Annotated in this window: 26 protein-coding genes and 1 other RNA gene; 15 read left to right on the top strand and 12 right to left on the bottom strand. The window is 42.3% G+C overall.

What is annotated here, in order from left to right:
- Positions 1–123 precede the first annotated feature (123 nt).
- The 4 genes from A391_RS0108895 to A391_RS0108885 form a co-directional block, all read right to left on the bottom strand.
- Positions 124–390, bottom strand: coding sequence for a hypothetical protein (locus A391_RS0108895; protein WP_019898824.1), 267 nt, complete (start codon positions 388–390; stop codon positions 124–126).
- A 50-nt stretch (positions 391–440) separates the two neighbouring features.
- Positions 441–1,208, bottom strand: a complete 768-nt coding sequence (locus A391_RS13865; RefSeq protein ID WP_198291934.1) for an N-6 DNA methylase — start codon at positions 1,206–1,208, stop codon at positions 441–443.
- Positions 1,123–1,443, bottom strand: coding sequence for a type I restriction-modification system subunit M N-terminal domain-containing protein (locus tag A391_RS14510; protein ID WP_198291933.1), 321 nt, complete (start codon positions 1,441–1,443; stop codon positions 1,123–1,125). Before A391_RS14510 ends, A391_RS13865 begins: the two co-directional genes overlap by 86 nt.
- A 193-nt stretch (positions 1,444–1,636) precedes the next feature.
- On the bottom strand, positions 1,637–2,059 hold the full coding sequence (locus A391_RS0108885) for a hypothetical protein (protein ID WP_019898822.1): 423 nt from the start codon (positions 2,057–2,059) through the stop codon (positions 1,637–1,639).
- Between the two features lie 96 nt (positions 2,060–2,155).
- On the opposite strand from A391_RS0108885, the gene A391_RS0108880 reads away from it, so the two are divergent.
- The 3 genes from A391_RS0108880 (at position 2,156) to A391_RS0108870 (ending at position 4,611) form a co-directional block, all read left to right on the top strand.
- Positions 2,156–2,440, top strand: a complete 285-nt coding sequence (locus tag A391_RS0108880; RefSeq protein ID WP_019898820.1) for a helix-turn-helix domain-containing protein — start codon at positions 2,156–2,158, stop codon at positions 2,438–2,440.
- 252 nt (positions 2,441–2,692) lie between these two features.
- Positions 2,693–3,940, top strand: coding sequence for an AAA family ATPase (locus tag A391_RS0108875; protein ID WP_019898818.1), 1,248 nt, complete (start codon positions 2,693–2,695; stop codon positions 3,938–3,940).
- 5 nt (positions 3,941–3,945) lie between these two features.
- Positions 3,946–4,611 (top strand): HNH endonuclease, encoded by a 666-nt coding sequence (locus tag A391_RS0108870; protein WP_019898817.1) that lies wholly within the window; start codon positions 3,946–3,948, stop codon positions 4,609–4,611.
- A gap of 200 nt (positions 4,612–4,811) precedes the next feature.
- Here A391_RS0108870 and A391_RS14450 read toward each other — a convergent pair whose 3' ends face one another.
- The 6 genes from A391_RS14450 to guaB form a co-directional block, all read right to left on the bottom strand.
- Entirely contained in the window at positions 4,812–4,970 is a 159-nt protein-coding gene (locus tag A391_RS14450; RefSeq protein WP_157261342.1) for a hypothetical protein, read from the bottom strand.
- A gap of 45 nt (positions 4,971–5,015) precedes the next feature.
- On the bottom strand, positions 5,016–6,611 hold the full coding sequence (locus tag A391_RS0108865) for an ABC-F family ATPase (RefSeq protein ID WP_019898816.1): 1,596 nt from the start codon (positions 6,609–6,611) through the stop codon (positions 5,016–5,018).
- A 105-nt stretch (positions 6,612–6,716) separates the two neighbouring features.
- Positions 6,717–7,319, bottom strand: a complete 603-nt coding sequence (locus tag A391_RS0108860) for a nitroreductase family protein (RefSeq protein WP_019898815.1) — start codon at positions 7,317–7,319, stop codon at positions 6,717–6,719.
- A complete protein-coding gene (locus tag A391_RS0108855) occupies positions 7,316–7,822 on the bottom strand; it encodes a GreA/GreB family elongation factor (protein ID WP_019898814.1) in 507 nt (168 codons plus the stop codon). Before A391_RS0108855 ends, A391_RS0108860 begins: the two co-directional genes overlap by 4 nt.
- Before the next feature lie 15 nt (positions 7,823–7,837).
- Complete coding sequence (gene guaA / locus A391_RS0108850) at positions 7,838–9,445, bottom strand: glutamine-hydrolyzing GMP synthase (RefSeq protein WP_019898813.1); 1,608 nt, start codon at positions 9,443–9,445, stop codon at positions 7,838–7,840.
- A gap of 90 nt (positions 9,446–9,535) precedes the next feature.
- A complete protein-coding gene (guaB, locus tag A391_RS0108845; RefSeq protein ID WP_019898812.1) occupies positions 9,536–10,996 on the bottom strand; it encodes an IMP dehydrogenase in 1,461 nt (486 codons plus the stop codon).
- Positions 10,997–11,134: 138 nt separating this feature from the next.
- Here guaB and A391_RS0108840 point away from each other — a divergent pair, with 138 nt between their 5' ends.
- Positions 11,135–11,677: a DUF4124 domain-containing protein gene (locus tag A391_RS0108840; protein ID WP_019898811.1), complete on the top strand. Its 543-nt coding sequence runs from the start codon at positions 11,135–11,137 to the stop codon at positions 11,675–11,677.
- 89 nt (positions 11,678–11,766) lie between these two features.
- Here A391_RS0108840 and A391_RS0108835 read toward each other — a convergent pair whose 3' ends face one another.
- Positions 11,767–12,090: an RnfH family protein gene (locus A391_RS0108835; protein ID WP_019898810.1), complete on the bottom strand. Its 324-nt coding sequence runs from the start codon at positions 12,088–12,090 to the stop codon at positions 11,767–11,769.
- A gap of 12 nt (positions 12,091–12,102) precedes the next feature.
- Positions 12,103–12,537, bottom strand: a complete 435-nt coding sequence (locus A391_RS0108830) for a type II toxin-antitoxin system RatA family toxin (RefSeq protein WP_019898808.1) — start codon at positions 12,535–12,537, stop codon at positions 12,103–12,105.
- Between the two features lie 156 nt (positions 12,538–12,693).
- Between A391_RS0108830 and smpB the strand changes: the two genes are divergently transcribed.
- From smpB to leuC, 11 genes are all read left to right on the top strand, one after another.
- On the top strand, positions 12,694–13,143 hold the full coding sequence (smpB, locus tag A391_RS0108825) for an SsrA-binding protein SmpB (RefSeq protein WP_019898806.1): 450 nt from the start codon (positions 12,694–12,696) through the stop codon (positions 13,141–13,143).
- A gap of 112 nt (positions 13,144–13,255) precedes the next feature.
- Positions 13,256–13,621: a transfer-messenger RNA gene (ssrA, locus tag A391_RS14340) on the top strand.
- 192 nt (positions 13,622–13,813) lie between these two features.
- The gene (locus A391_RS0108820; protein WP_019898804.1) at positions 13,814–14,185 is read left to right on the top strand and encodes an ArsR/SmtB family transcription factor; all 372 of its coding nucleotides are present in this window, start codon (positions 13,814–13,816) and stop codon (positions 14,183–14,185) included.
- A 3-nt stretch (positions 14,186–14,188) separates the two neighbouring features.
- Entirely contained in the window at positions 14,189–14,668 is a 480-nt protein-coding gene (locus A391_RS0108815; protein ID WP_019898802.1) for an arsenate reductase ArsC, read from the top strand.
- A 9-nt stretch (positions 14,669–14,677) separates the two neighbouring features.
- Positions 14,678–15,040 (top strand): arsenite efflux transporter metallochaperone ArsD, encoded by a 363-nt coding sequence (gene arsD / locus A391_RS0108810; protein ID WP_019898801.1) that lies wholly within the window; start codon positions 14,678–14,680, stop codon positions 15,038–15,040.
- A gap of 40 nt (positions 15,041–15,080) precedes the next feature.
- Positions 15,081–16,835 (top strand): arsenical pump-driving ATPase, encoded by a 1,755-nt coding sequence (gene arsA / locus A391_RS0108805; protein ID WP_019898800.1) that lies wholly within the window; start codon positions 15,081–15,083, stop codon positions 16,833–16,835.
- 145 nt (positions 16,836–16,980) lie between these two features.
- On the top strand, positions 16,981–18,027 hold the full coding sequence (gene arsB, locus A391_RS0108800; RefSeq protein ID WP_029144092.1) for an ACR3 family arsenite efflux transporter: 1,047 nt from the start codon (positions 16,981–16,983) through the stop codon (positions 18,025–18,027).
- 159 nt (positions 18,028–18,186) lie between these two features.
- A complete protein-coding gene (locus A391_RS0108795; RefSeq protein ID WP_019898798.1) occupies positions 18,187–19,422 on the top strand; it encodes an RNA-guided endonuclease InsQ/TnpB family protein in 1,236 nt (411 codons plus the stop codon).
- 134 nt (positions 19,423–19,556) lie between these two features.
- Positions 19,557–19,868: a pyrimidine/purine nucleoside phosphorylase gene (locus tag A391_RS0108790; protein WP_019898796.1), complete on the top strand. Its 312-nt coding sequence runs from the start codon at positions 19,557–19,559 to the stop codon at positions 19,866–19,868.
- A gap of 100 nt (positions 19,869–19,968) precedes the next feature.
- Positions 19,969–20,463: a YajQ family cyclic di-GMP-binding protein gene (locus tag A391_RS0108785; protein WP_019898795.1), complete on the top strand. Its 495-nt coding sequence runs from the start codon at positions 19,969–19,971 to the stop codon at positions 20,461–20,463.
- Positions 20,464–20,507: 44 nt separating this feature from the next.
- Positions 20,508–21,920: a 3-isopropylmalate dehydratase large subunit gene (leuC, locus tag A391_RS0108780; RefSeq protein WP_019898794.1), complete on the top strand. Its 1,413-nt coding sequence runs from the start codon at positions 20,508–20,510 to the stop codon at positions 21,918–21,920.
- Positions 21,921–21,936 lie beyond the last annotated feature (16 nt).

Here is a 21,936-nt window from a genome sequence, read left to right as displayed (position 1 = left end):
TGGAAATGGTTCATGATCGGATCTGCAAATACGATGGTTGGGCTGATGGCTAGGAGTGAGGCTATTAACAATTTCATTTGATGTTTTCTTAAGTACGTAGTGAATTGTTATGTTTATATTTTTTTATTTAAGTCGCTTCAATGCTCGTTCAAGTCCGCGAGCTTGGAAATTAAAGGTGCTCCAACCTGGGCGATAATCAGAACTTTCAGGACAATCAGATCGGACTGCAAAGTCTACAGCACCGTATTCAAGCAAATAATCCAAAAGATCTGCTGCTTCATCGCCATATAACTCGAAGGCTCTTACTAGACCAGTGGTTTCAGGTTTATCGTAAGGAACGACTTTAGTTACTTTTGGTGGAAGCTGGCCGTCCTTTCCAGGTAAATACATTAACCCAAGATCCGGATTTTTATTGCATAATCCTACAGTCTTTCCTTCGTCTAACGGTAGACGCTAAAGCGGTCATCACTCATGTGCAGCTGGCTGGCGCTCCACTGTGCTGAGAACGGTGGATTCGCCACAATTGCATCAAAGCGTAAATCACGATGCTGCGGATGTTCCAGGGTATCTTCCTGGCGTATATCGAAGTCTGCGTAATGCACGTCATGCAAAATCATGTTCATGCGTGCCAGGTTGTAAGTGGTACGATTGAGTTCCTGTCCGTAGATCTTATCCACCTGATTGGCTTCACGCTTTACCCTTAACAAGAGTGATCCGCTGCCGCATGTGGGGTCGTAAACGCTTTTGAGGTTTTTGTTGGTACTGGTGACCAACTTGGCTAATAAGCTAGAAACTGGTTGCGGCGTATAGAACTCATCGGCTTTTTTACCGGCACCAGAGGCAAACTCTCCAATCAGGTATTCATAGGCATCGCCCAGCACATCCGCGTTTGAGTCTGATAGATTGAAGTCAATCTTGTCCAGATATACCAGCACTTTCGCCACGAGGTCATTTTTAGCCTTTTCTGTGGCACCCAGTTTGGATGAGGTGAGATCCAGGTCTTCAAACAGGTTGCTGAAATCATCCGCACTGTCAGTACCCAGTGTGCTTTGTTCAATGTTTTTAAGGATACGGGTCAGGTCACCCAGAATAAAGTTATGGCTGTCACCAGCATTGCCAGTATCAAGCTGATTGCTGCCTTTCATGGCAACGGCATGGAATAACTCGGAGGGCTTTAAAAAGTATCCCACTTCGCTGATTGCTGCCATGCACTGCATCTACCAGTGCCGCACCCTCAGGTGTGTTTTCATTGAGTACAGCAAACATTAATCCATCCGCTTCCAGTACTGAGTCGCCGAAGCGCTGGATTTTCTCAGAGAGGTATTTGTAAAAGATGAAACCTAGAATGTAATCCCTGAACTCATCGGCATTCATCTTGCCGCGTAGGGTATTGGCGATATTCCAGAGCTGCTGCTGGAGCTGACGACGTTGTTCTTCTGACATAGCTTATTCTTCTAATGATTATGAAGCTATTATAAGGTAAAGCGGATTTTTGCAAATAATATCAAGGCGCCACGCGGAAATTTAAACCAATGCGCGTAACGCTTGGAAAAGAGCTGGGGATTTTTGCAATTTATTTTAGACTCATCCCCAGCTTTTTACATTCTGTGCGCATTAAAAGTTTTATGTTTTAAATTTAACTATAAACAACATTGATATCTTCAATCTGTTCATGGCTATCAATGTCACTGGATGAGTAAAGTATTTCACCACTTTCCAGTTCATAAATTTCAATATTACTTTCGTAATCTTCATTCGTTACCTTCCCAACGCTAACTTTGGCAAGCGGACTCATGTTCCAAGAGTCCGTCCGGTTAAGATAGGGAGGAGATACAAGATAAATTGATCTAATACTAATATCCGGGTTATTAATTAAATCCTTTATCTGGGATGACATTGATAATAGGTAGGTTGATGTGACTGTATCAACACCATCAGTCAGTTTGCAATCAGCGTAAAACCAACTGGAATTCACCATTAATTCAGCGTAGCTATAAACACTTTCATCAACATCTTTCCAGAAAATGGGGTATTTGGCGCTTTCGTAGGTCTGAAACATATTTTTATCCTGAAGTATTAACAAAATGAACACTATAGATTGTAGTCCTATAGTGTTAGTTTTGGCTAGATAGAGGTCTATTTTTAAGGACCTTATATGGATATTAAAGATGCTTTTGCAGCAGCGTTAAAACAAGCCAGGACCTCAAAACGCCTCACGCAGGAGGATTTTTCAAATGTTTCTAGCCGTACTTATGTGAGCACCCTGGAGCGTGGCCTAAAGAATCCAACTTTGGATAAAATTGAAGATTTGGCTAGTGTGATGCGATTACATCCACTTACGTTGATTACGCTTGCGTATTTGATTGAAAGAAATGAGCTAGATTCAGTTGCTCTTCTAAGTTTGGTGGCCAAAGAATTGGATCAACTTGTGAGTTTATAGCGTGCTACGCACTAAATATTGTCTATGTCATTTTTAGGTGCGAAATATTTTTGTTAACGTTGGTGAAAGGATCTAGTGTTTAAATCACTAGGTACCCACAAATAAACAAACTATTCTTAATGAGTGGCTTTTACTATATTAACTTTGCCGTAAATGAATCATAGCTACTTCATGCTTGTTAATATATCTGATGTGTAGTATTTATGTCTCGGAATATAACGATTAATAAAACCACTAAAGTTTGGATATGTAATGAAATTTAAAAAATTAATGCTTAGTGATTGGAGGCAATTTAATAAGATTGAAATGGAATTTCATCCGCGCATTACAATTATTACTGGTGCAAATGGTGCGGGGAAAAGCACGATTTTAAAAATACTATCTCAGCATTTTGGATGGTCATATTCTTTGTTATCAACACCAAGACTATCTTCAACTGGGGAAAAGAAGTTTTTTACTGGGATGCTTAATTTTTTAAGAAGAACCCAAAAGGAACAAAATACAAATATTGCTGGAACTCTAGAATACGATAATTCGGTGATAGCTAATTTGGTTATTCCAGAAAGTCATGGTGCAGTATATAACGTACAAATATCAAATCAGCAGCAATTGCTGGGGGTTCACATTCAGTCACATAGGCAGGTTCAAAATTATCGGGCAGTTGAAAATATACCGGTGAATCCGATGACGGCAGAACAAGCTTACAACATTTACTTTAGTGAGAGTATGAATAGATACCAAGGACATCACTCTCAGTTCTCTGCATTATATAGAATGAAAGAAGCCATAATATCAATGGCAACGTTTGGTGCAGGCAATCAATATGTACAGAAGAATACAAAGTTAGAAAAACTTTTCCTAGATTTTAAAGAAATCTTATCAAAAGTTTTACCCCCGTCAGTAGGATTTCTTGATATAAGCATCAGAATTCCTGATGTCGTTATAGTTACTGAGACAGGGGAGTTCATGATTGATGCAGCATCAGGTGGAGTTATGTCACTGATAGATGTTGCTTGGCAAATCTTTCTCTACTCGCATGATAAAGAAGAATTTATAGTAACAATAGATGAGCCTGAAAATCACCTGCATCCATCAATGCAAAGGAGTATTTTGAGACGGTTATCTAATGCGTTCCCCAAAGCTCAATTTATCGTGGCAACCCATAGTCCATTTGTAGTGTCATCTGTAAAGGATTCACTTGTTTATGTACTTCAGTATGAACAGTCTGAAGAGGATACTGAAGTTCTAATAAATCGTAGAATATCCTCTATATGTCTTAACACCAATGATAAAGCGGCAACGGCCAATGAAATATTAAGGGAAGTTTTGGGTGTGCCAGTGACTCTCCCAGAGTGGGCTGAGGAGGAGTTGGATAGAATAACTCAAAGTTTTAATAATAAGGATATCAATAAAGAAACGTTAAAAGAATTAAGAGAACAGTTAAATGGTGCGGGGTTGGGCGAATACTATCCTGAGGCCTTGAAAGCTATAATTGAGTAGACGAGATGATTAAATTATTGAAACTTGAAAAACCAGAAATTTTAACCGCAAATGCTGGTTCTTGGACAAAGACATTGGTGGATAAAATCAATTCAGGTGACAAACCAACTGATTCTGAAAAAACAAAATATAGACATCCTGATATAAAAAATACTTTAATCAAAGAAACAAATGGAAAGTGTGCATACTGCGAAAGCAAGCTCTTGCATATCCATCATGGTGATGTTGAACATATTTACCCTAAATCGTTAGACCCAACAAAAACATATGATTGGGATAACTTAACACTAGCATGTGAAGTGTGTAATCAATTGAAATCTAATCATGATCCAAATATGCAGTACATTATTGACCCTTACAATATCGAGCCAGCAGTACACCTAAATTTTGTAGGGACAATTATGCATGCAGTTACAGCAGATTATGGACAAAATACTAAATCAATACTTAAATTAAATAGAGCCCAATTATGCGAAAGGCGCATGGAGAAGCTAGAAAAAACTTTAAGTATTTTTGAAAATATTCTGAATGAAACTCTGCCATTACCAACTCGAAAAGCCATATATGAAGATCTTCTTGAAAATGAAGGAGCAAATACTTCTGAGTATGCAGCAATGAATAGGGCGGCAATTTTACAATTGCAAAGTCAACTTGGAGAAGATTTTTCTTGAAGCTAATTTGAGATTAGTGATGCATTTGATAAGGTGGTTAGCATGTAACCGATTTACAGTGAGAAATTGATGTTTGCTGAATTGCTTATTAAAATTGATGTCAACTAAAATAGATTTTTTGGTCTAAATATTTCGGTTGACAAAAAACTTGATCCAATCTCATTAAAACTTCGGATTAAATAATCAACCGAATATTAAACTTAATAAAAGCCAGTACCAGTCGGCATCAGAACAAGGGCATCTCCACCCTCGACCATATGTTCAACAATTTCTTGTTGCTCACCACGAAAAGTAGTGTAACCGAACACATCCTGTAGGCAGGCGTGTGCGGTAATGTGACGAACTGATGAGTTTAACAATTAAACTGAGCCAGTCATTGAGCGATGCTTGCTTTTGCTACTTGCTTATTCAACACCCTGACTTAATAGGTAGTCTTCATAGTTACCAGTAAAGTCTACAATACCATCTGCTTTAATTTCGATGATACGTGTAGCAATTGAACTCACAAACTCACGGTCATGGCTTACAAAGAATAGGGTGCCTTTGTATTTATCAAGTGCGGTATTTAGCGCTTCAATAGATTCCATGTCCATGTGGTTGGTTGGCTCGTCCATTAGTAATACATTGGTTTTTCCGAGCATTAGTTTGCCGTACAACATGCGGCCTTTTTCACCACCTGAAAGTACTTTGACTGATTTCTTGATGTCGTCACCAGAGAACAGTAGGCGACCAAGCATGCTACGCACGGTTTGGTCATCATCGCCTTGCTGGGTAAACTTGCTCATCCATTCGAACAGTTCATCACCATCTTCAAACTCGTATTCATGGTCTTGTGCAAAATAGCCAATTTTTGCTTTCTCTGCCCATTTAACTTCGCCATGTTTTGGTTCTAAATCTCCAGCTAAGCAACGTAAGAATGTTGTTTTACCGATACCGTTTTCACCAATAATGGCAACTTTTTCACCAGCTTCAAACATCATATCGACATCATTAAACAGCGGGCGGTCGAAGCCATGACTGAGTTTTTTCAACTCAACGGCATTGCGATGTAGTTTTTCGCGCTCGTCATATTCAAAGCGGATAAATGGATATTGGCGTGAAGATGGTTTAAATTCTTCAATCTTGATTTTATCAATTTGTTTGGCACGACTGGTTGCTTGTTTAGCTTTAGAGGCGTTTGCAGAGAACCGACGCACGAAATCTTGTAAATCGGCAATTTGTTGTTTAGCTTTTGCGTTGTCTTTAGCTTGTTGCGCACGTGCAGCAGTGCTTGCTTCCATGTAGTCATCGTAGTTACCTGGATACACAGCAATTTTCCCGTAATCCATGTCGCAAGTATGTGTACATACTTGATTTAAAAAGTGTCGATCATGGGAAATAATAATCATGGTACAGCTACGGTTATTCAGCACATCTTCTAACCACCGAATGGTATTAATATCCAAGTTGTTGGTTGGTTCATCAAGAAGTAGGATGTCTGGGTTGGCAAACAACGCTTGAACGAGCAATACACGTAATTTCCAGCCAGGTGCAACAGCGCTCATTGGGCCGTTGTGTTGTTCAATCGGGATTCCAACACCTAGCAGTAGCTCACCTGCGCGTGCCTCTGCGGTATAGCCATCGTATTCAGCAAACACAGCCTCTAATTCGGCTGCACGCATGTAGTCATCTTCAGTGGCCTCTAAGTTGGCGTAGATGGCATTTTTCTCGACATTTGCTTTCCACATCTGGTCATGACCCATCATGACTACGTCCAGCACACGCTGATCTTCGTAAGCAAACTGATCTTGACGCAAGAAAGCCATGCGTTCATTGTTATCTAACGAAATATTTCCAGATGTCGGTTCTAAGACCTTTGCCAGAATTTTCATGTAGGTTGATTTGCCGCAACCATTGGCACCAATTAAGCCATAGCGATTACCATCGCCAAATTTAACTGAGATGTTTTCAAATAGTGGCTTTGCGCCAAACTGCATCGTGATATTGTTAGAAATTAACAAAATTTAAGACCTTAAAAATAAATTAAATACAAAAAGTGTTGTCTAGTTTAAATGGTGAAGTTAGCCGACATTATTACTGATGGCTATATTTCTATAAACGAATGCTTAAAATTGATTATAAATAACGACTTCATCCATTGGTAGTTGTCCACCTCGTGGCATTGCTTCTTTTAATGCTTTACCAACGACAACAAACATCGCAGGGATATGGTCTTCAGGTAGCTTTAACAATTGAGCTACAGCATCAAAATCAAATCCGTCCATTGGACAGGTATCGTAGCCCATTTCTTTTGCAGCTAGCATGATGGTGGTGGCTGCCATGCCACATGAGCGCATGGCTTCATCGCGTTGTATTTGAGCGTTGCCATCGTAATATTGACCAATTGCAGGCACTAAGATGTCCTGCACGGGCTTGGCTGCATTTGCCCAATAACGTTCAGGCTGTTTAGCCCATGCTTTTAAATCTGCAGTCAGTACAATTAGCAGTGAGGCTTCTTCAACCTGTGCTTGATTCCAACTAACACTGCGGATTTGGTGGCGCAAGTTAGGGTCTGTTACAACCACAAAGCGCCAATTTTGAATATTGAATGCGGTAGGTGATAGCATTGCTAGAGACAGGAGTTGAGATATCTCTTCCTCAGTCATTTTATGTTGTGGATCGTACGCTTTAATTGAGCGTCGTTCGATAATGGCTTGGCTTACTTTCATGATTGGTAGTGAATGTCCAAAATTTCTAAATTGATATTGCCCGCAGGGCGTTGCCAAATGACCGTATCTCCGATTTTTTGGCCGATTAATGATTTTGCTAGAGGAGAGACCCAGCTAACTTTGTTAATACTTGCGTCTGCTTCATCTTCGCCTACGATATGAAATGTATGTTGAGCGCCACTGTCATCTTGTACTTGAATCGTTGCACCGAACAATACTGTTTCATGGGTTTGTTTGCTAGGATCCACTAAGATTGCAGAGTCTAAACGTGCGCGTACATAACGTAAGTCACGTTCGATTTCTGCTATTTTATCTTTTGCAAAAGTATCCTCTGCTGTTAGCTTTAAGTGATTTAGTTCCGCGATTAAAGATTCTTCTAAAGTTTGCAGCTCAAGTGCGCCAGTAGGCGTCACGTAATTAGGATGTTCGCTAATTGGACGCTCAACAAGCTCTTTACCATTAGCTTGTTCAAATCTTTCTTCATTAACGAATGCGCGGCTCATAATGACTGCCTCCTGTTATTCCCATTCAATCGTTGCTGGTGGTTTACCAGAAACATCATATACAACACGGTTTATACCACGAACCTCATTGATAATTCGGTTAGATACACGGCCTAACAACGCATATGGTAGCTCTGCCCAATGCGCTGTCATAAAGTCGCTAGTCACTACTGCGCGTAAAGCGACTACATAATCGTAGGTGCGGCCATCACCCATTACACCTACTGATTTGACAGGTAAAAACACAGTAAATGCCTGACTTGTTAGTTCATACCAAGTTTTTCCCGTTGCTTCATCTTTAGTATTACGTAGCTCTTCAATAAAAATAGCATCGGCACGGCGTAGTAGATCTGCAAAGTCTTTTTTGATCTCACCTAAGATACGCACACCTAAGCCTGGTCCAGGGAAAGGATGGCGATATACCATGTCAGCAGGTAAACCAAGCGCAACGCCAAGTTCACGTACTTCATCTTTAAATAGGTCGCGTAACGGCTCAAGTAGTTTTAGACCCAATTGTTCAGGTAGTCCACCTACGTTGTGATGGCTTTTAATGGTCACGGCTTTTTTAGATTTAGCACCGCCTGATTCAATTACATCTGGGTAAATCGTGCCTTGTGCTAGGAAGGTTGCGCCTTTATGGCCGCCTGTGCCCGCTTTTAGTTTGGCAGCTTCGGCTTTAAACACCTCCACAAACTCACGGCCAATAATTTTGCGCTTAGCTTCTGGATCGCTCACACCCGCTAAATGTCCCATAAATTGGTCTGTTGCATCTACGCGTATTACGTTCACATGTAAGCGCCCTGCAAACATATCCATGACGAGGTCGCCTTCATTTAGCCGAAGCAAACCATGGTCAACGAATACACAAGTAAGTTGATCGCCAATTGCACGATGAATCAATGCAGCAGCAACACTAGAGTCCACGCCACCAGATAAACCTAAAATGACCTCTTCATCACCTACTTGTGCTTTGATTTTAGCTACGGCCTCTGCAATGTAGTCACCCATTATCCAGTCAGGTTTTGCGCCGCATATCTCAAGCACAAAGCGATTGAGCATGGCTTGGCCTTGTTTAGTGTGCGTCACTTCTGGGTGAAATTGCACCGCATAAAACTTGCGGTCTTCATCGGCCATCGCGGCAATAGGTGTAGTGTCGTTGCTTGCAATTACTTTAAAGCCAGACGGTAGCGCTGTTACTTTATCGCCATGACTCATCCATACGTCAATCAGGCCGTGTCCTTCAGTATTCGTGTTGTCTTGAATGTCACGGAATAGGGCAGAGTGGCCACGAGCACGTACTTGAGCGTAACCGAACTCTCGTTTATGGCCAGCTTCAACTTTTCCACCAAGTTGTTGTGCCATGGTTTGCATACCATAGCAAATGCCTAAGACTGGCACGCCAAGTTCAAATACAGCCTGTGGTGCTTTATCTGTTTCTTCTTCGTACACACTCGCATGGCTACCAGAAAGGATGATGCCATCTGCGCCAAAGCTACGCACGAAGTCGTCTGTTACGTCACATGGATGAATTTCACAATATACATGGGCTTCACGTACGCGGCGAGCAATCAGTTGAGTAACTTGAGAGCCAAAGTCGAGGATTAGAATTTTGGAATGAGTCATTTTTTAGTCACAAAATGCACAGAGAACACAATGCCAAAGAAATCTCTCTGGCATTGTGTTCTCTGTTGTTAAAGTTAATATTAAATTGAATTAGTCAACGCGGTAGTTAGGCGCTTCTTTTGTAATTTGTACATCATGCACGTGCGATTCACGCATACCTGCACTTGTAATTTGCACAAATTCAGCACGTGAACGCATTTCTTCAATCGTTGCGCAGCCGGCATAACCCATTGAAGCACGTAAGCCACCCATTAATTGATGAATCACGGCAAGTACGCTACCTTTGTATGGCACACGACCTTCAATGCCTTCAGGTACTAATTTGTCAGCATTGCCATTATTGTCTTGGAAGTAGCGGTCACTAGAGCCTTTTTGCATCGCACCAATAGAGCCCATGCCACGATATGATTTGTATGAACGACCTTGGAACAATTCAATGTCGCCAGGGGCCTCTTCAGTACCAGCAAACATACCGCCTAGCATTACACTGTAAGCACCAGCAGCAATCGCTTTTGAGATGTCGCCAGAGTATCTGATGCCACCGTCAGCGATGAAAGGTACACCAGTACCACGCAGTGCTTCTTCAACATTGGCGATTGCGCTGATTTGTGGAACGCCAACACCAGCAACAATACGTGTGGTACAAATTGAGCCAGGGCCAATACCTACTTTTACGCCATCTGCGCCAGCATCAACTAGAGCTAATGCTGCGCTAGCTGTTGCAATGTTGCCACCGATTACATCTATTTGTGGGAAATGTTTTTTAACCCATTTAACACGGTCTAATACACCTTGTGAGTGACCGTGCGCGGTATCAACAACAATCACGTCAACGCCAGCCTCGGCAAGTGCCGCTACGCGTTCTTCAGTGCCGTCGCCTACACCAACAGCTGCACCGACACGCAATCTACCGTGAGCATCTTTGCAAGCTAGTGGATGGTCCGTTGATTTTTGTATATCTTTAACTGTGATCAAACCTTTTAACGTATCTGAATCATCCACCACTAAAACACGCTCAAGGCGATATTGGTGCAGTAAACGAATAACATCCTCTTTGGCAGCCCCTTCTTTAACCGTGACCAATCTATCTCTAGGAGTCATGATGTTTTTAATTGGCTGATCTAAATTAGTTTCAAATCGAAGGTCGCGGTTAGTAACAATTCCAACTATTTTGCCATTGTCAACGACAGGAATGCCTGAAATCTTGTGGGTGTGAGTAAGTTCTAAAACGTCACGAACAGTCATGTGGCTTTGAATGGTAATCGGGTCGTTTACGACACCTGATTCAAAGCGTTTAACACGTGCCACGTGCGCTGCCTGTTTCATGGCAGTCATATTCTTATGGATGAAGCCTAAGCCACCTTCTTGAGCCAATGCAATTGCAAGCGGCGCTTCGGTGACAGTATCCATCGCAGCAGAAAGAAGAGGGATGTTTAATCGAATGTTTCGAGATAATTGTGTGGTGAGTGAAACTTCGCGTGGCAGCACATTAGAGTAGGCCGGCACTAGTAAAACATCATCAAAAGTGAGAGCTTGTTGCAATAAACGCATGCGTAAATCCTTGTACCCAAAACGAAATTATACAGATTTATAATCGACTTAGCGAGAGTGTCAATCATTTATTTGTAAACTTAAAATGATAACAAACGTTAAATTCGATACTTGCTAGTAACCAAGATTAGCAATAATATGGCTAAAAACCTATTAAACAAAGGGGTGTGTATGTTAGTTCGCTTGTTGTTGCTGTGTTTGGCGATAGTGCCTCTGATGGCAAACGCTGAAATTTACAAATGGAAAGATAAGGATGGTGTCACTCGTTATAGTGATATTCCGCCACCTTCCAACATTAAGCAGGAGTCCATCAGTGGTAAGAAAGTAGCTAAACCAACAGGGCAGGCACCACTTACCCCAGTTGAAGGTGATATAGCAACTTCTGTCAATAGAAATAAAACAACAGAAAAGGCTAAAGAAACTAGTGCTAGCCAAGACGAGGCAGCTAAAAAACGTGCTCAAGATGCTGAGGTGCAAAAAGCGGCGGACCAGCAGAAGCAGGCGGAGTTGAAAGTTAAGCAGGAGAATTGTGCAGCTGCCAGAAAAAATCTAGTGACGTATTCTACAGGCGGTAGAATATCTAAGATCAACGATCAGGGAGAGAGGGAGTACCTTGGTGATGAAGATTTAGATGCAGGTAAAGCTGATGCACAAAAAGATGTAGATGCTTATTGTGATTAAAGTTTGAGTTGTCTGTATTTAAAATGGGCGCGTCATGCGCCCATTTTTGTATCGCTAAGGCGTTGGTCTGAAAAGAGCCAGAGTAGATTTTACACGGCTAGGTCGCCACCGCCTTTTTTCATAATTTTTCCATCAGCAGCTCTCTGTTTTCTTACTTCTTTTGGATCAGCTATTAGCGTACGATAAATTTCTACGCGATCTAAATGGCGTAGCTTTGTGTCTAGTTTGGTCAACTTGCCAAAAATGCCTACTTTGTTAATGCTTAAATCAATTTCAGGAAACTTCGTCATAATACCTGAGGCAATGATTGCTTCTTCTGCGGTGGTGCCGTCTTCAACTTTGATTGGAATGATTAGTTGCTCATCTGCTAGAGCATATGCTACTTCTACGGTTACTTCATTGGGAGTGTTCATTGTAATCTTTCATTATTTTGCGTAAATGGTATTGGCGCGCTTCACAAACCCATCTACAAAAGTATTTGCTATGTGGTTAAACACAGGAGCAATTATTTTTTCTAAAAAATGATTTTCAAATTCATAATTAAGTGAAAATTCAATTTTACATGCATCTTCACTGAGTGCTAAAAATTGCCATGCACCATTCAAGTGTTTAAATGGACCATTTTTTAATTTAATTTCCATTGACTCAGGAAAAGTCTTCTTGTTCTCGGTGGTGAAGTTTTGACGCAAACCATGATAGTCGATGTGCAATGTCGCGGTAGTGCTAACATCGTCTTGCAGAATTAAATCTACTCCGCCACACCAAGGTAGAAACTTGGGATATTGTTCTACGTCATCGACTAAAAGAAACATGCAACTTGCAGAGTGGTTGACTAGAACGGTTTTTTTTACATGAGCCATGCTTACCTTTTGAGTGATGTGATGAAACAGCCTTGCGCAAATTAAAAGTGAGTTTTCATGAATTACTTTTTATTACTCAATACGTTCAACCAAACAAATAAGAGAAGTAGAGTAAAATGATGATTTTAAGCTATTCGCCAAGAAATTTTTAGTTTTATGAGTATTGCACAAAATAAAAAAGCTTTTTTTGACTACTTTATCGAAGATAAATATGAGGCTGGTATTGTTTTAGAAGGCTGGGAAGTAAAAGCCATACGAGATAATCGCGTTAATATTAAAGAGGCGTATGTCATTATTCAGCGTGGCGAAATCTATTTAATAGGTTGCCATGTGACCCCTCTGGGGGCAGCCTCTACGCATATACGTCCAGATGCGATTAGAACACGCAAGTTGCTCTTACATAGTGAAGAGATATCAAAGTTAATTGGAAAAGTTGAGCGTGCAGGTTATACCTTGGTTCCATTGGATATGCATTTTTCCAAAGGTCGCGTCAAAGTGCAGATTGGGCTTGCTAAGGGCAAGAAACAACATGATAAGCGTGATACTGAAAAAGCGCGTGATTGGGAGCGTGAAAAAGGCAGAATTATGCGAGCGCATAATAAATAATTCAGTAGATTGCTTTAAAAGCGTATAATTAAACTGCTTTTGGAATGACAGCGGTTGAACTGTTGGAGATTTCATCTGTCAGAATGTGACTGTTATTTAGTCACAGACTTATGGGGCTGACCAGGTTTCGACGTGGGTTGCAAAGCAGTGCAGGGCATACCGAGGACTAGTCACCTCGTAAATAAACTAGAAAAAGTATAGTCGCAAACGACGAAACTTACTCTCTAGCCGCTTAATCCCGGCTGGACGCTGCACCATCTCTCCCGTGGGGTGGATTGGGGTAACCCATACGTAGTGTCATATACACGGGATACGTGTTGTGTTGGGTTACTTAGCACTTCATTAACCTTAAGGTAGCTCGCGTGCAAACTGCTTGTCTGTTGGTGTGTTGCATGTTAAATTAAACAACAAGGCTAAGTATGTAGAACTGTCTGTGGAGGGCTTGCGGACGCGGGTTCGATTCCCGCCTGCTCCACCATTTTAGTGTTTCGCCTAGTATCAAAAAGTATCAAAAGCCTAGTTAATTAACGTTTCTAGGCTTTTTTTACGACTATTGCTACCGTTTGGTTTTTTCTGTTTAGCATCGACTTATCCGACCTTCTAAAGTTGCCTTAAAAGCAGTGTTGAAAAATATAATGCAATATTTCAACAATAGTTGTAATATTGCATTATGGATAAAAATACAGCAACTTCAATTTTCGAGTCTTTATCATCTGGTGTGCGTTTGGATGTGTTTAGACTCTTGGTTAAGCAAGGTTTAAACGGGATGGTTGCAGGTGAAATAGCAACCACTTTAAATATTCCTGCAAACAACTTGTCTTTTCATCTTAAGGCGATGACTTATGCCAATATGGTGTCAGTTGAACAGGAGGGGCGCTATCAGCGTTATCGCGCCAATATCCCATTGATGTTAGATGTGATTGCTTATCTCACTGAAGAGTGTTGTGCAGGCCACCCAGAGAAGTGTGCAGAAATGCGAATGACTTCTGTTTGTTTGCCAAGTGTGCTGCCTTCAATAACAACCGATAAATCTAAGGTGTAAACAATGAATGTTCTCTTTTTATGTACAGGTAACTCTTGTCGCTCTATATTAGGTGAGGCCACTTTTAACCATTTGGCACCAAGTGGTTGGCACGCAATGAGTGCAGGGAGTAAGCCTACTGGGTATGTGCATCCACGCTCGTTAGCTTTGTTAGCGCGTGAGGGTATTGCAACAGATGGCTACCATAGTAAGTCTTGGGAAAACCTACCAACAACACCAGATATTGTGATTACCGTATGCGGTAGTGCAGCGGGTGAAACATGTCCAGCTTATCTTGGTCCTGTGGTAAGGACGCATTGGGGGGTGGAAGATCCAGCGCATGTTACTGGGACGGATGAGGAAATTGATGCGGCTTTTGTTAAGGCGTATAGCATTTTGCGTGCGCGTATCGAGGCATTTTTGGCGCTGCCATTAACGACACTAAAAAACGATAAAATAGCACTCAAAGCTGAAATGGATAACATCGCAACGACTATTATTTAAGGAATTATGATGACTAAATCAATACAAGTGTTTGATCCTGCAATGTGCTGTAGTAGTGGCGTATGTGGGACAGAAGTAGATCAGAGTTTAGTTAGCTTTTCTGCCGATGCAGATTGGGCGAAAACTAATGGCGCGCAAATTGAACGTTTTAATCTTGCTCAACAGCCGATGGATTTTGCTAATAATAAAGTGGTGAGAGATTTCCTTGAGCGCTCTGGTCAAGATGCTTTGCCACTTATTTTAGTGGATGGTGAGTTTGCGTTGGCTGGTCGTTACCCAAGCCGTACCGAACTGGCGCGCTGGGCTGGGCTGACGTCGGTAGTTGAAATTCAACCTCTTACCAGTTGCTGTAGTGGCGGTAAATGCTGTTAGTTTAATGTTAGCTTATTTGATGCTCAGCTGAGGATAGTTCATGCAATTTCTTGATCAACCACCACGTTTTCTTTTCTTTACTGGTAAGGGTGGTGTGGGTAAAACCTCCATTGCCTGCGCAACGGCAATCCAACTAGCGGAAAATGGTAAGCACGTTTTACTGGTCAGTACTGATCCTGCATCAAACGTTGGTCAGGTTTTTGGCATTAGCATAGGTAATCATATTACAGCCGTGCCAGCCGTACCTAACTTGGCGGCGCTGGAAATTGATCCGCAAGCTGCCGCACAGGTTTATCGTGATCGTATTGTTGGGCCAGTGCGTGGTATTTTACCTGACGATGTTGTTAGAGGGATTGAAGAGCAGCTCTCTGGCGCATGCACCACAGAAATTGCAGCTTTTGATGAATTCACGGCACTTTTAATCGACTCACCTGTGACGGATGATTATGATCACATCATATTTGATACCGCACCAACTGGGCATACGATTCGTTTACTGCAGTTGCCTGGTGCATGGAGTGGTTTTTTAGAAGAGGGCAAAGGGGATGCGTCATGTTTGGGACCTTTATCTGGCCTAGAAAAACAACGCGAACAATACAAGGCCGCAGTTGATGCACTTGCCGATGGTAAGCGTACTAGGTTGATTCTCGTTGCGCGAGCGCAGCAGTCTACATTGCGAGAGGTTGCGCGTACCCATGAAGAACTGGCAGGTATTGGTTTAAAACAACAATACTTAGTCATTAATGGCATTTTGCCAAAAATTGAGGCTGAAACTGATAGGTTAGCAGCTGCAATTTATCAGCGCGAACAGTCTAGTCTCAACGCAATTCCAGAAGTATTAAAACAACTCCCGAGAGATTTAGTGGCACTCAAAGCGTTTGATTTGGTTGGGTTAGATGCCTTGCGACAGCTTTTAATAGATAGCCCTTATCAAGTGCATGAGGTGAGCGATTTGCTTGTTGAAGTAAGCAAGCAAAGCCTATCTCAGCTTGTTGATGGGATTGCAAAAGAAGGTCATGGCTTAGTAATGACGATGGGCAAAGGTGGTGTTGGTAAAACCACGATAGCTGCAGCCGTTGCTGTTGAGTTGGCTAGTCGCGGTTTGCCTGTACATCTCACTACATCAGACCCCGCTGCTCATTTATCAGGCACGTTGAGCGGTAGCCTAGATAATTTAACCGTGAGCCGAATTGATCCACATGAAGAAACTGAGCGCTACCGTCAAAATGTACTGGATAGCAAAGGCGCGCAATTGGATGCGCATGGACGTGCGCTGTTAGAAGAAGATTTGCGCTCTCCATGTACTGAGGAGATCGCAGTATTTCAAGCATTCTCAAGGATTATTCGTGAAGCGGGTAAAAAGTTTGTTGTCATGGATACAGCACCAACTGGTCACACCTTGTTATTGCTCGATGCAACAGGTGCGTATCACCGTGAGGTAGCTCGTCAAATGGATAAGGCTCATTTGCATTACACAACACCAATGATGCAGTTACAAGATCCAAAGCAAACTAAAATACTGATCGTTACACTCGCAGAAAAGACACCCGTATTAGAAGCTGCTAATTTGCAAGAGGACCTACGTCGTGCCGGTATCGAGCCATGGGCATGGGTAATTAATAATAGCATTGCTGCCACAAAGACAACCTCTGCCTTATTACATCAAAGAGCACTAAATGAGTTGGTGGAAATTAACACTGTGGCCAAACAACTTGCAAAACGCTACGCATTAGTACCGATGCTTCAGGATGAGCCTGTTGGTGTGGAGCGACTTCATGAGCTCGCCAGCGGTTGATAAGCAGTCATTGAGTTCTCGGCCTAATGTGAAAAATGCATGATAGTTTTTTGCATCTTGCTGTAGTTAGTTGGCACTTCGAATTTAGTGTATTAATTTAAATGAAGTAATCTCATTATTCTCAATTCATCACAGATATATCAACATGAAATCAAATCAATCAGTAGCACCCATGAGTATTTTTGAACGTTATCTCACGCTTTGGGTTGGGGTATGTATTGTCGTAGGAATCGCGTTAGGTCAACTTTCTCCCAATCTATTCCAATTGATAGGCGGCATGGAATTTGCGCAAGTAAACCTGCCTGTGGGCTTTTTAATTTGGGTGATGATTATTCCAATGTTAGTGAAAGTCGATTTTGGTGCGTTGCATGAAGTTAGAATGCATATCAAAGGTATTGGTGTGACTTTGTTCGTTAATTGGTTTGTAAAGCCGTTTTCAATGGCTTTTCTTGGGTGGTTATTTATCCGAAACTTGTTTGCTCCGATGCTACCTCCAGATCAGATCGACAGCTACATTGCTGGTTTAATTCTGCTGGCTGCAGCACCTTGTACTGCGATGGTGTTCGTCTGGAGTAGGCTCACTAATGGTGACCCATTGTTCACGTTGTCACAGGTGGCGTTGAATGACACCATTATGATTTTTGCGTTTGCGCCAATTGTAGCCTTATTGCTGGGTATGTCTTCCATCACTGTGCCTTGGGCCACATTGGTCACATCAGTAATGCTTTACATCGTTATTCCAGTGATGCTAGCTCAACTATGGCGTAAAGCTCTACTGAAGCGCGGGCAAAAGCACTTTGATGTAATGATGGAGAAAATTGGGCCATGGTCAATTACTGCACTTTTGATTACATTGGTCTTGTTATTTGCTTTCCAAGGACAAGCTATTTTAAAACAACCTCTGGTCATTGCCTTGTTGGCTGTTCCTATTTTAATTCAGGTTTTCTTTAACTCAGCCTTAGCTTATTGGCTCAACAAGAAGGTTGGAGAGAAGCACAATGTTGCTTGTCCATCCGCACTTATAGGTGCAAGTAACTTTTTTGAGCTTGCGGTAGCCGCAGCAATCGGCATATTCGGATTTAATTCTGGCGCAGCATTGGCAACGGTAGTTGGTGTGCTAATAGAAGTGCCCGTCATGTTGTTGGTGGTCAAGGTGGTCAATAGTAGCAAAAGCTGGTACGAACAATCGTAATGGCGATAATCTTTTTCTTCAGTGCAACCAAAATGGAATACTTTATCGGTTAGCGCGTAAAACCTCGTCCTTCAGGGCGAGGATGTAAGCGCAACGGCGAAGACGTTTAGGTTTAAAAAAGCAAAAATTTGACAACCAAACATTCCATGCTAACTTGTAATGATGAAACGCCTGCAAGCCTACCAATTTGAACTCATGCCAAATGGTGAACAATCCCGCGCCATGCGTCAATATGCTGGCTGTTGTCGTGTGGTCTATAACAAGGCTTTGGTATGGCAGAACGAACAATATCAGGCTGACAATACTTTCAAGTTTGGCTATACCAAAATTGCTAATCTATTGCCTCTTTGGAAAAGTGAACTAGCTTGGCTAAAAGACGCACCTAGTCAAGCACTGCAACAAACTCTCAAGAACCTTGAATCTAGTTTCAGAAACTTCTTTGCCAGACGCGCTGAGTTTCCCAAGTTCAAGAAGAAAGGCGTAAGCGACAGTTTTCGATTCCCGCAAGGCTTCAAGATTGAGCAGCACAACAACCGTCTCTTTCTACCCAAGCTAGGCTGGATACGTTACCGCAACAGCCGTGAAATGTTGGGCGTAGCGAAAAACATCACCGTTTCACAAAAATGCGGTAAGTGGTATGCGTCCATACAAACCGAACGAGAAGTAGCACAACCAGAACACGCCGCAACCAGTATCGTTGGTGTGGACGTAGGCATCGCCCGCTTTGCCACACTCAGCAATGGACAAGTGTTTGAGTCCGTGAATAGCTTCAAACAAAAACAAACAAGGTTGGCGCGGTATCAACGTGCGTTAAGCCGCAAAGTTAAATTCAGTAGTCATTGGAAAAAGCAGAAAGGCAAAATCACCCGGCTCCACAGCACCATTGCAAATATCAGAAAAGACTACCTGCACAAAACGACATCTACCATCAGCCAAAACCACGCCATGATAGTGATAGAAGATTTGCAGATTAGTCATATGAGCAAGAGTGCCAAAGGCACGATTGAAACTAAAGGACGGAACGTTAAGCAGAAATCAGGTTTGAATCGTTCCATCCTAGACCAAGGCTGGTTTGAATTCAGGCGGCAGCTTGAATACAAGCAAGCATGGGCAGGCGGTCAGGTGTTAGCTGTGAATCCGCGCAACACCAGCCGCACCTGCCCGTGTTGTAAACACGTCGCCAAAGAAAACCGCCAAACACAAGCCAAGTTTGAATGTGTGGCATGCGGCTATGCAGAAAATGCCGATTTGGTCGGTGCAATCAATATATTAGCGGCAGGACATGCCGTCTTAGCGTGTGGAGTGACGGTGCAACAAGACCGCACTGTGAAGCATGAACCCGCCGAAGGTATGCGCAAGTCATCGCGTGAACCCGTAGGAATCCCCGCTCTTTAGGGCGGGGAGGATGTCAAATTTTTTGGTTAAGTTATTAGAACAGCTAATTTCATTAGCATTTGCTCGTCATTTATTGGTTAGATAAACCTTTTCTGCGATAATAGGGTTTTGATTTTTTCTGAAAGCTAAAGTAAATGGCACAATTTGATAATGTCAGTGTGAAAAAGAAAGCTAATATTTACTTTGATGGTAAGTGTGTTAGCCATACTGTAATGCTCCCTAATGGAACACGTAGTACGATTGGTGTTATTTTCCCAAGTACCCTTACATTTAACACAGCAGCGCCTGAGTTAATGGAAATTAATGCAGGTGTTTGTAAAGTGCGCTTGCAAGGTGAAGCTGAATGGAAAACATATAGTGAAGGTGAAAAGTTTACTGTGCCAGGCAATTCGTCATTTGATATCGAAACTTTAGAAACACTAGATTACGTTTGTCATTTTGAGTAATGATAATTAGGCTGCTCAATACTTAATTGGCTACCTCGTTAAGTATTGAACAGTCTAGTTTAGACGATAATCTTCTTCGTAAATAATATAGGGGTGATGTATGCCTTCATTTGATATTTCTTCAGAAGTCGACATGGTCGCTTTGAAGAATGCGATTGATACTGCTGGTAAGCAAATTACCAATCGTTATGATTTTAAAGGTAGTTCAGCTAAGGTTGAGCTCAATGAAAAAGACAGTGTGATTACTTTGTTTGGCGACAATGACTTTCAGCTTGATCAGGTGAAGGATATTTTGTTACCAGCAATGGAAAAGAAAGAGCCTGACTCGTCTAAACGTCTGGATCATAAAGATGTCCAAAAAGTATCTGGCAACAAAGTAAAACAAGAGATGAAGATTCGCGCGGGTATCGATACTGATTTAGCTAAACGAATTACTAAGCTCATTAAAGACTCAGGCATGAAGGTGCAAGCGAGTATTCAAGGTGATACTGTTCGCGTGAATGGTGCTAAACGAGATATCTTGCAAGATGCAATAGCATTTGTAAAAAAGAATGTAACGGATTTTCCGTTGCAGTTTGGTAATTTTAGGGATTAAGTAAGCGTGGCATTTGACTAAGCGCACTTAAAAAGCAGAGAAATATGGCAAAAACGTTATACGACAAATTGTTTGATTCCCACGTTGTGACCGAGGAAAACGGCACCGCGCTGATTTATATTGACCGTCATTTGGTGCACGAGGTGACAAGTCCGCAAGCCTTTGAAGGTCTGCGCTTAGCTGGGCGTAAGCCTTGGCGTATTTCATCTATCGTGGCAACGGCAGACCATAACACACCAACGAATGGCTGGGATAAAGGGCTATCTGGCATTGCTGACCCTGTGGCTCGCTTACAGATAGAAACTTTAAGCGACAATATCCGTGAATTTGGTGCAAAAGCTTACTTTCCATTTATGGACTCGCGCCAAGGGATTGTGCATGTGGTTGGCCCTGAGCAGGGTGCTACCTTGCCAGGTATGACCGTGGTCTGCGGTGACTCTCACACAAGTACGCACGGTGCATTTGGTGCATTGGCACATGGTATTGGTACGTCAGAAGTTGAGCATGTCATGGCGACGCAGTGCTTGGTGCAGAAGAAATCAAAAACGATGCAAGTGGTTGTCAATGGCATCCTAGGCAAAGGTGTTACTGCTAAAGATGTAGCACTGGCTATTATCGGTAAAACAGGCACTGCTGGCGGCAATGGCTATGCAATTGAGTTTGCAGGTTCTGTGATACGCAATATGAGCATGGAAGGCCGTATGACTTTATGCAATATGGCGATTGAAGCTGGTGCACGTGCTGGGATTATTGCCGTTGATGATACGACCATCAACTATGTAAAAGGCCGCCCATTTTCACCAAAAGCGGATCAATGGGAAGCAGCTGTCGCTTACTGGAATACTTTACATAGCGATGAAGGTGCAGCCTTTGATGCAACCGTTACATTAAATGCTGAAGATATTCAGCCACAAGTGACTTGGGGAACATCCCCTGAGATGGTGGTGGGTATTGATGGAAAAGTGCCAAGTTTGGAGATGGCTAAAAATGAAGTGCAGCGTGGTGATTGGGAGCGTGCTTATGCTTACATGGGCTTAACACCCAATACGCTCATTAGTGATATTCAAATCGATAAAGTATTTATTGGGTCATGTACTAACTCACGTATCGAAGACTTACGTGCGGCGGCTGCTATTGCAAAAGGCAAGCATATTGCACCTAACGTCAAACTTGCACTGGTTGTACCGGGCTCTGGTTTAGTGAAGGCGCAAGCTGAACAAGAGGGCTTGGATAAGATATTCACAGAAGCTGGTTTTGAATGGCGTGAGCCAGGTTGCTCAATGTGCTTGGCAATGAATGCTGACCGCTTGGCTTCCGGTGAACGCTGTGCATCAACAAGTAATCGTAACTTTGAGGGTCGTCAAGGGCAGGGAGGGCGTACGCATTTAGTTAGCCCTGAAATGGCTGCCGCCGCCGCTGTTGCTGGTCACTTTGTTGATGTGAGAGATTTAAGTTAACTTTAATAAAGGGATG

The organism is Methylotenera mobilis 13, assembly GCF_000384255.1.
Classification (GTDB): domain Bacteria; phylum Pseudomonadota; class Gammaproteobacteria; order Burkholderiales; family Methylophilaceae; genus Methylotenera; species Methylotenera mobilis_B.
Note: the sequence above shows the minus strand (reverse complement) of the source record. Positions and strands in the feature narration are given on the sequence as shown.

Bases quoted from the DNA above. Each gene is read 5' to 3' on its own strand.
- A391_RS0108880 (WP_019898820.1), top strand. From the start codon at position 2,156: ATGGATATTAAAGATGCTTTTGCAGCAGCGTTAAAACAAGCCAGGACC.
- A391_RS0108820 (WP_019898804.1), top strand. From the start codon at position 13,814: ATGGATAAAAATACAGCAACTTCAATTTTCGAGTCTTTATCATCTGGT.
- A391_RS0108785 (WP_019898795.1), top strand. From the start codon at position 19,969: ATGCCTTCATTTGATATTTCTTCAGAAGTCGACATGGTCGCTTTGAAG.
- arsA (WP_019898800.1), top strand. From the start codon at position 15,081: ATGCAATTTCTTGATCAACCACCACGTTTTCTTTTCTTTACTGGTAAG.
- A391_RS0108855 (WP_019898814.1), bottom strand. From the start codon at position 7,822: ATGAGCCGCGCATTCGTTAATGAAGAAAGATTTGAACAAGCTAATGGT.
- arsB (WP_029144092.1), top strand. From the start codon at position 16,981: ATGAAATCAAATCAATCAGTAGCACCCATGAGTATTTTTGAACGTTAT.
- A391_RS0108795 (WP_019898798.1), top strand. From the start codon at position 18,187: ATGATGAAACGCCTGCAAGCCTACCAATTTGAACTCATGCCAAATGGT.
- A391_RS0108815 (WP_019898802.1), top strand. From the start codon at position 14,189: ATGAATGTTCTCTTTTTATGTACAGGTAACTCTTGTCGCTCTATATTA.
- A391_RS0108835 (WP_019898810.1), bottom strand. From the start codon at position 12,090: ATGAACACTCCCAATGAAGTAACCGTAGAAGTAGCATATGCTCTAGCA.
- guaA (WP_019898813.1), bottom strand. From the start codon at position 9,445: ATGACTCATTCCAAAATTCTAATCCTCGACTTTGGCTCTCAAGTTACT.
- A391_RS0108790 (WP_019898796.1), top strand. From the start codon at position 19,557: ATGGCACAATTTGATAATGTCAGTGTGAAAAAGAAAGCTAATATTTAC.
- A391_RS0108885 (WP_019898822.1), bottom strand. From the start codon at position 2,059: ATGTTTCAGACCTACGAAAGCGCCAAATACCCCATTTTCTGGAAAGAT.
- A391_RS0108875 (WP_019898818.1), top strand. From the start codon at position 2,693: ATGAAATTTAAAAAATTAATGCTTAGTGATTGGAGGCAATTTAATAAG.
- A391_RS0108840 (WP_019898811.1), top strand. From the start codon at position 11,135: ATGGCTAAAAACCTATTAAACAAAGGGGTGTGTATGTTAGTTCGCTTG.
- A391_RS0108830 (WP_019898808.1), bottom strand. From the start codon at position 12,537: ATGGCTCATGTAAAAAAAACCGTTCTAGTCAACCACTCTGCAAGTTGC.
- guaB (WP_019898812.1), bottom strand. From the start codon at position 10,996: ATGCGTTTATTGCAACAAGCTCTCACTTTTGATGATGTTTTACTAGTG.
- A391_RS0108895 (WP_019898824.1), bottom strand. From the start codon at position 390: ATGTATTTACCTGGAAAGGACGGCCAGCTTCCACCAAAAGTAACTAAA.
- A391_RS0108870 (WP_019898817.1), top strand. From the start codon at position 3,946: ATGATTAAATTATTGAAACTTGAAAAACCAGAAATTTTAACCGCAAAT.
- smpB (WP_019898806.1), top strand. From the start codon at position 12,694: ATGAGTATTGCACAAAATAAAAAAGCTTTTTTTGACTACTTTATCGAA.
- leuC (WP_019898794.1), top strand. From the start codon at position 20,508: ATGGCAAAAACGTTATACGACAAATTGTTTGATTCCCACGTTGTGACC.
- A391_RS13865 (WP_198291934.1), bottom strand. From the start codon at position 1,208: ATGGCAGCAATCAGCGAAGTGGGATACTTTTTAAAGCCCTCCGAGTTA.
- A391_RS14510 (WP_198291933.1), bottom strand. From the start codon at position 1,443: ATGTCAGAAGAACAACGTCGTCAGCTCCAGCAGCAGCTCTGGAATATC.
- A391_RS0108860 (WP_019898815.1), bottom strand. From the start codon at position 7,319: ATGAAAGTAAGCCAAGCCATTATCGAACGACGCTCAATTAAAGCGTAC.
- arsD (WP_019898801.1), top strand. From the start codon at position 14,678: ATGACTAAATCAATACAAGTGTTTGATCCTGCAATGTGCTGTAGTAGT.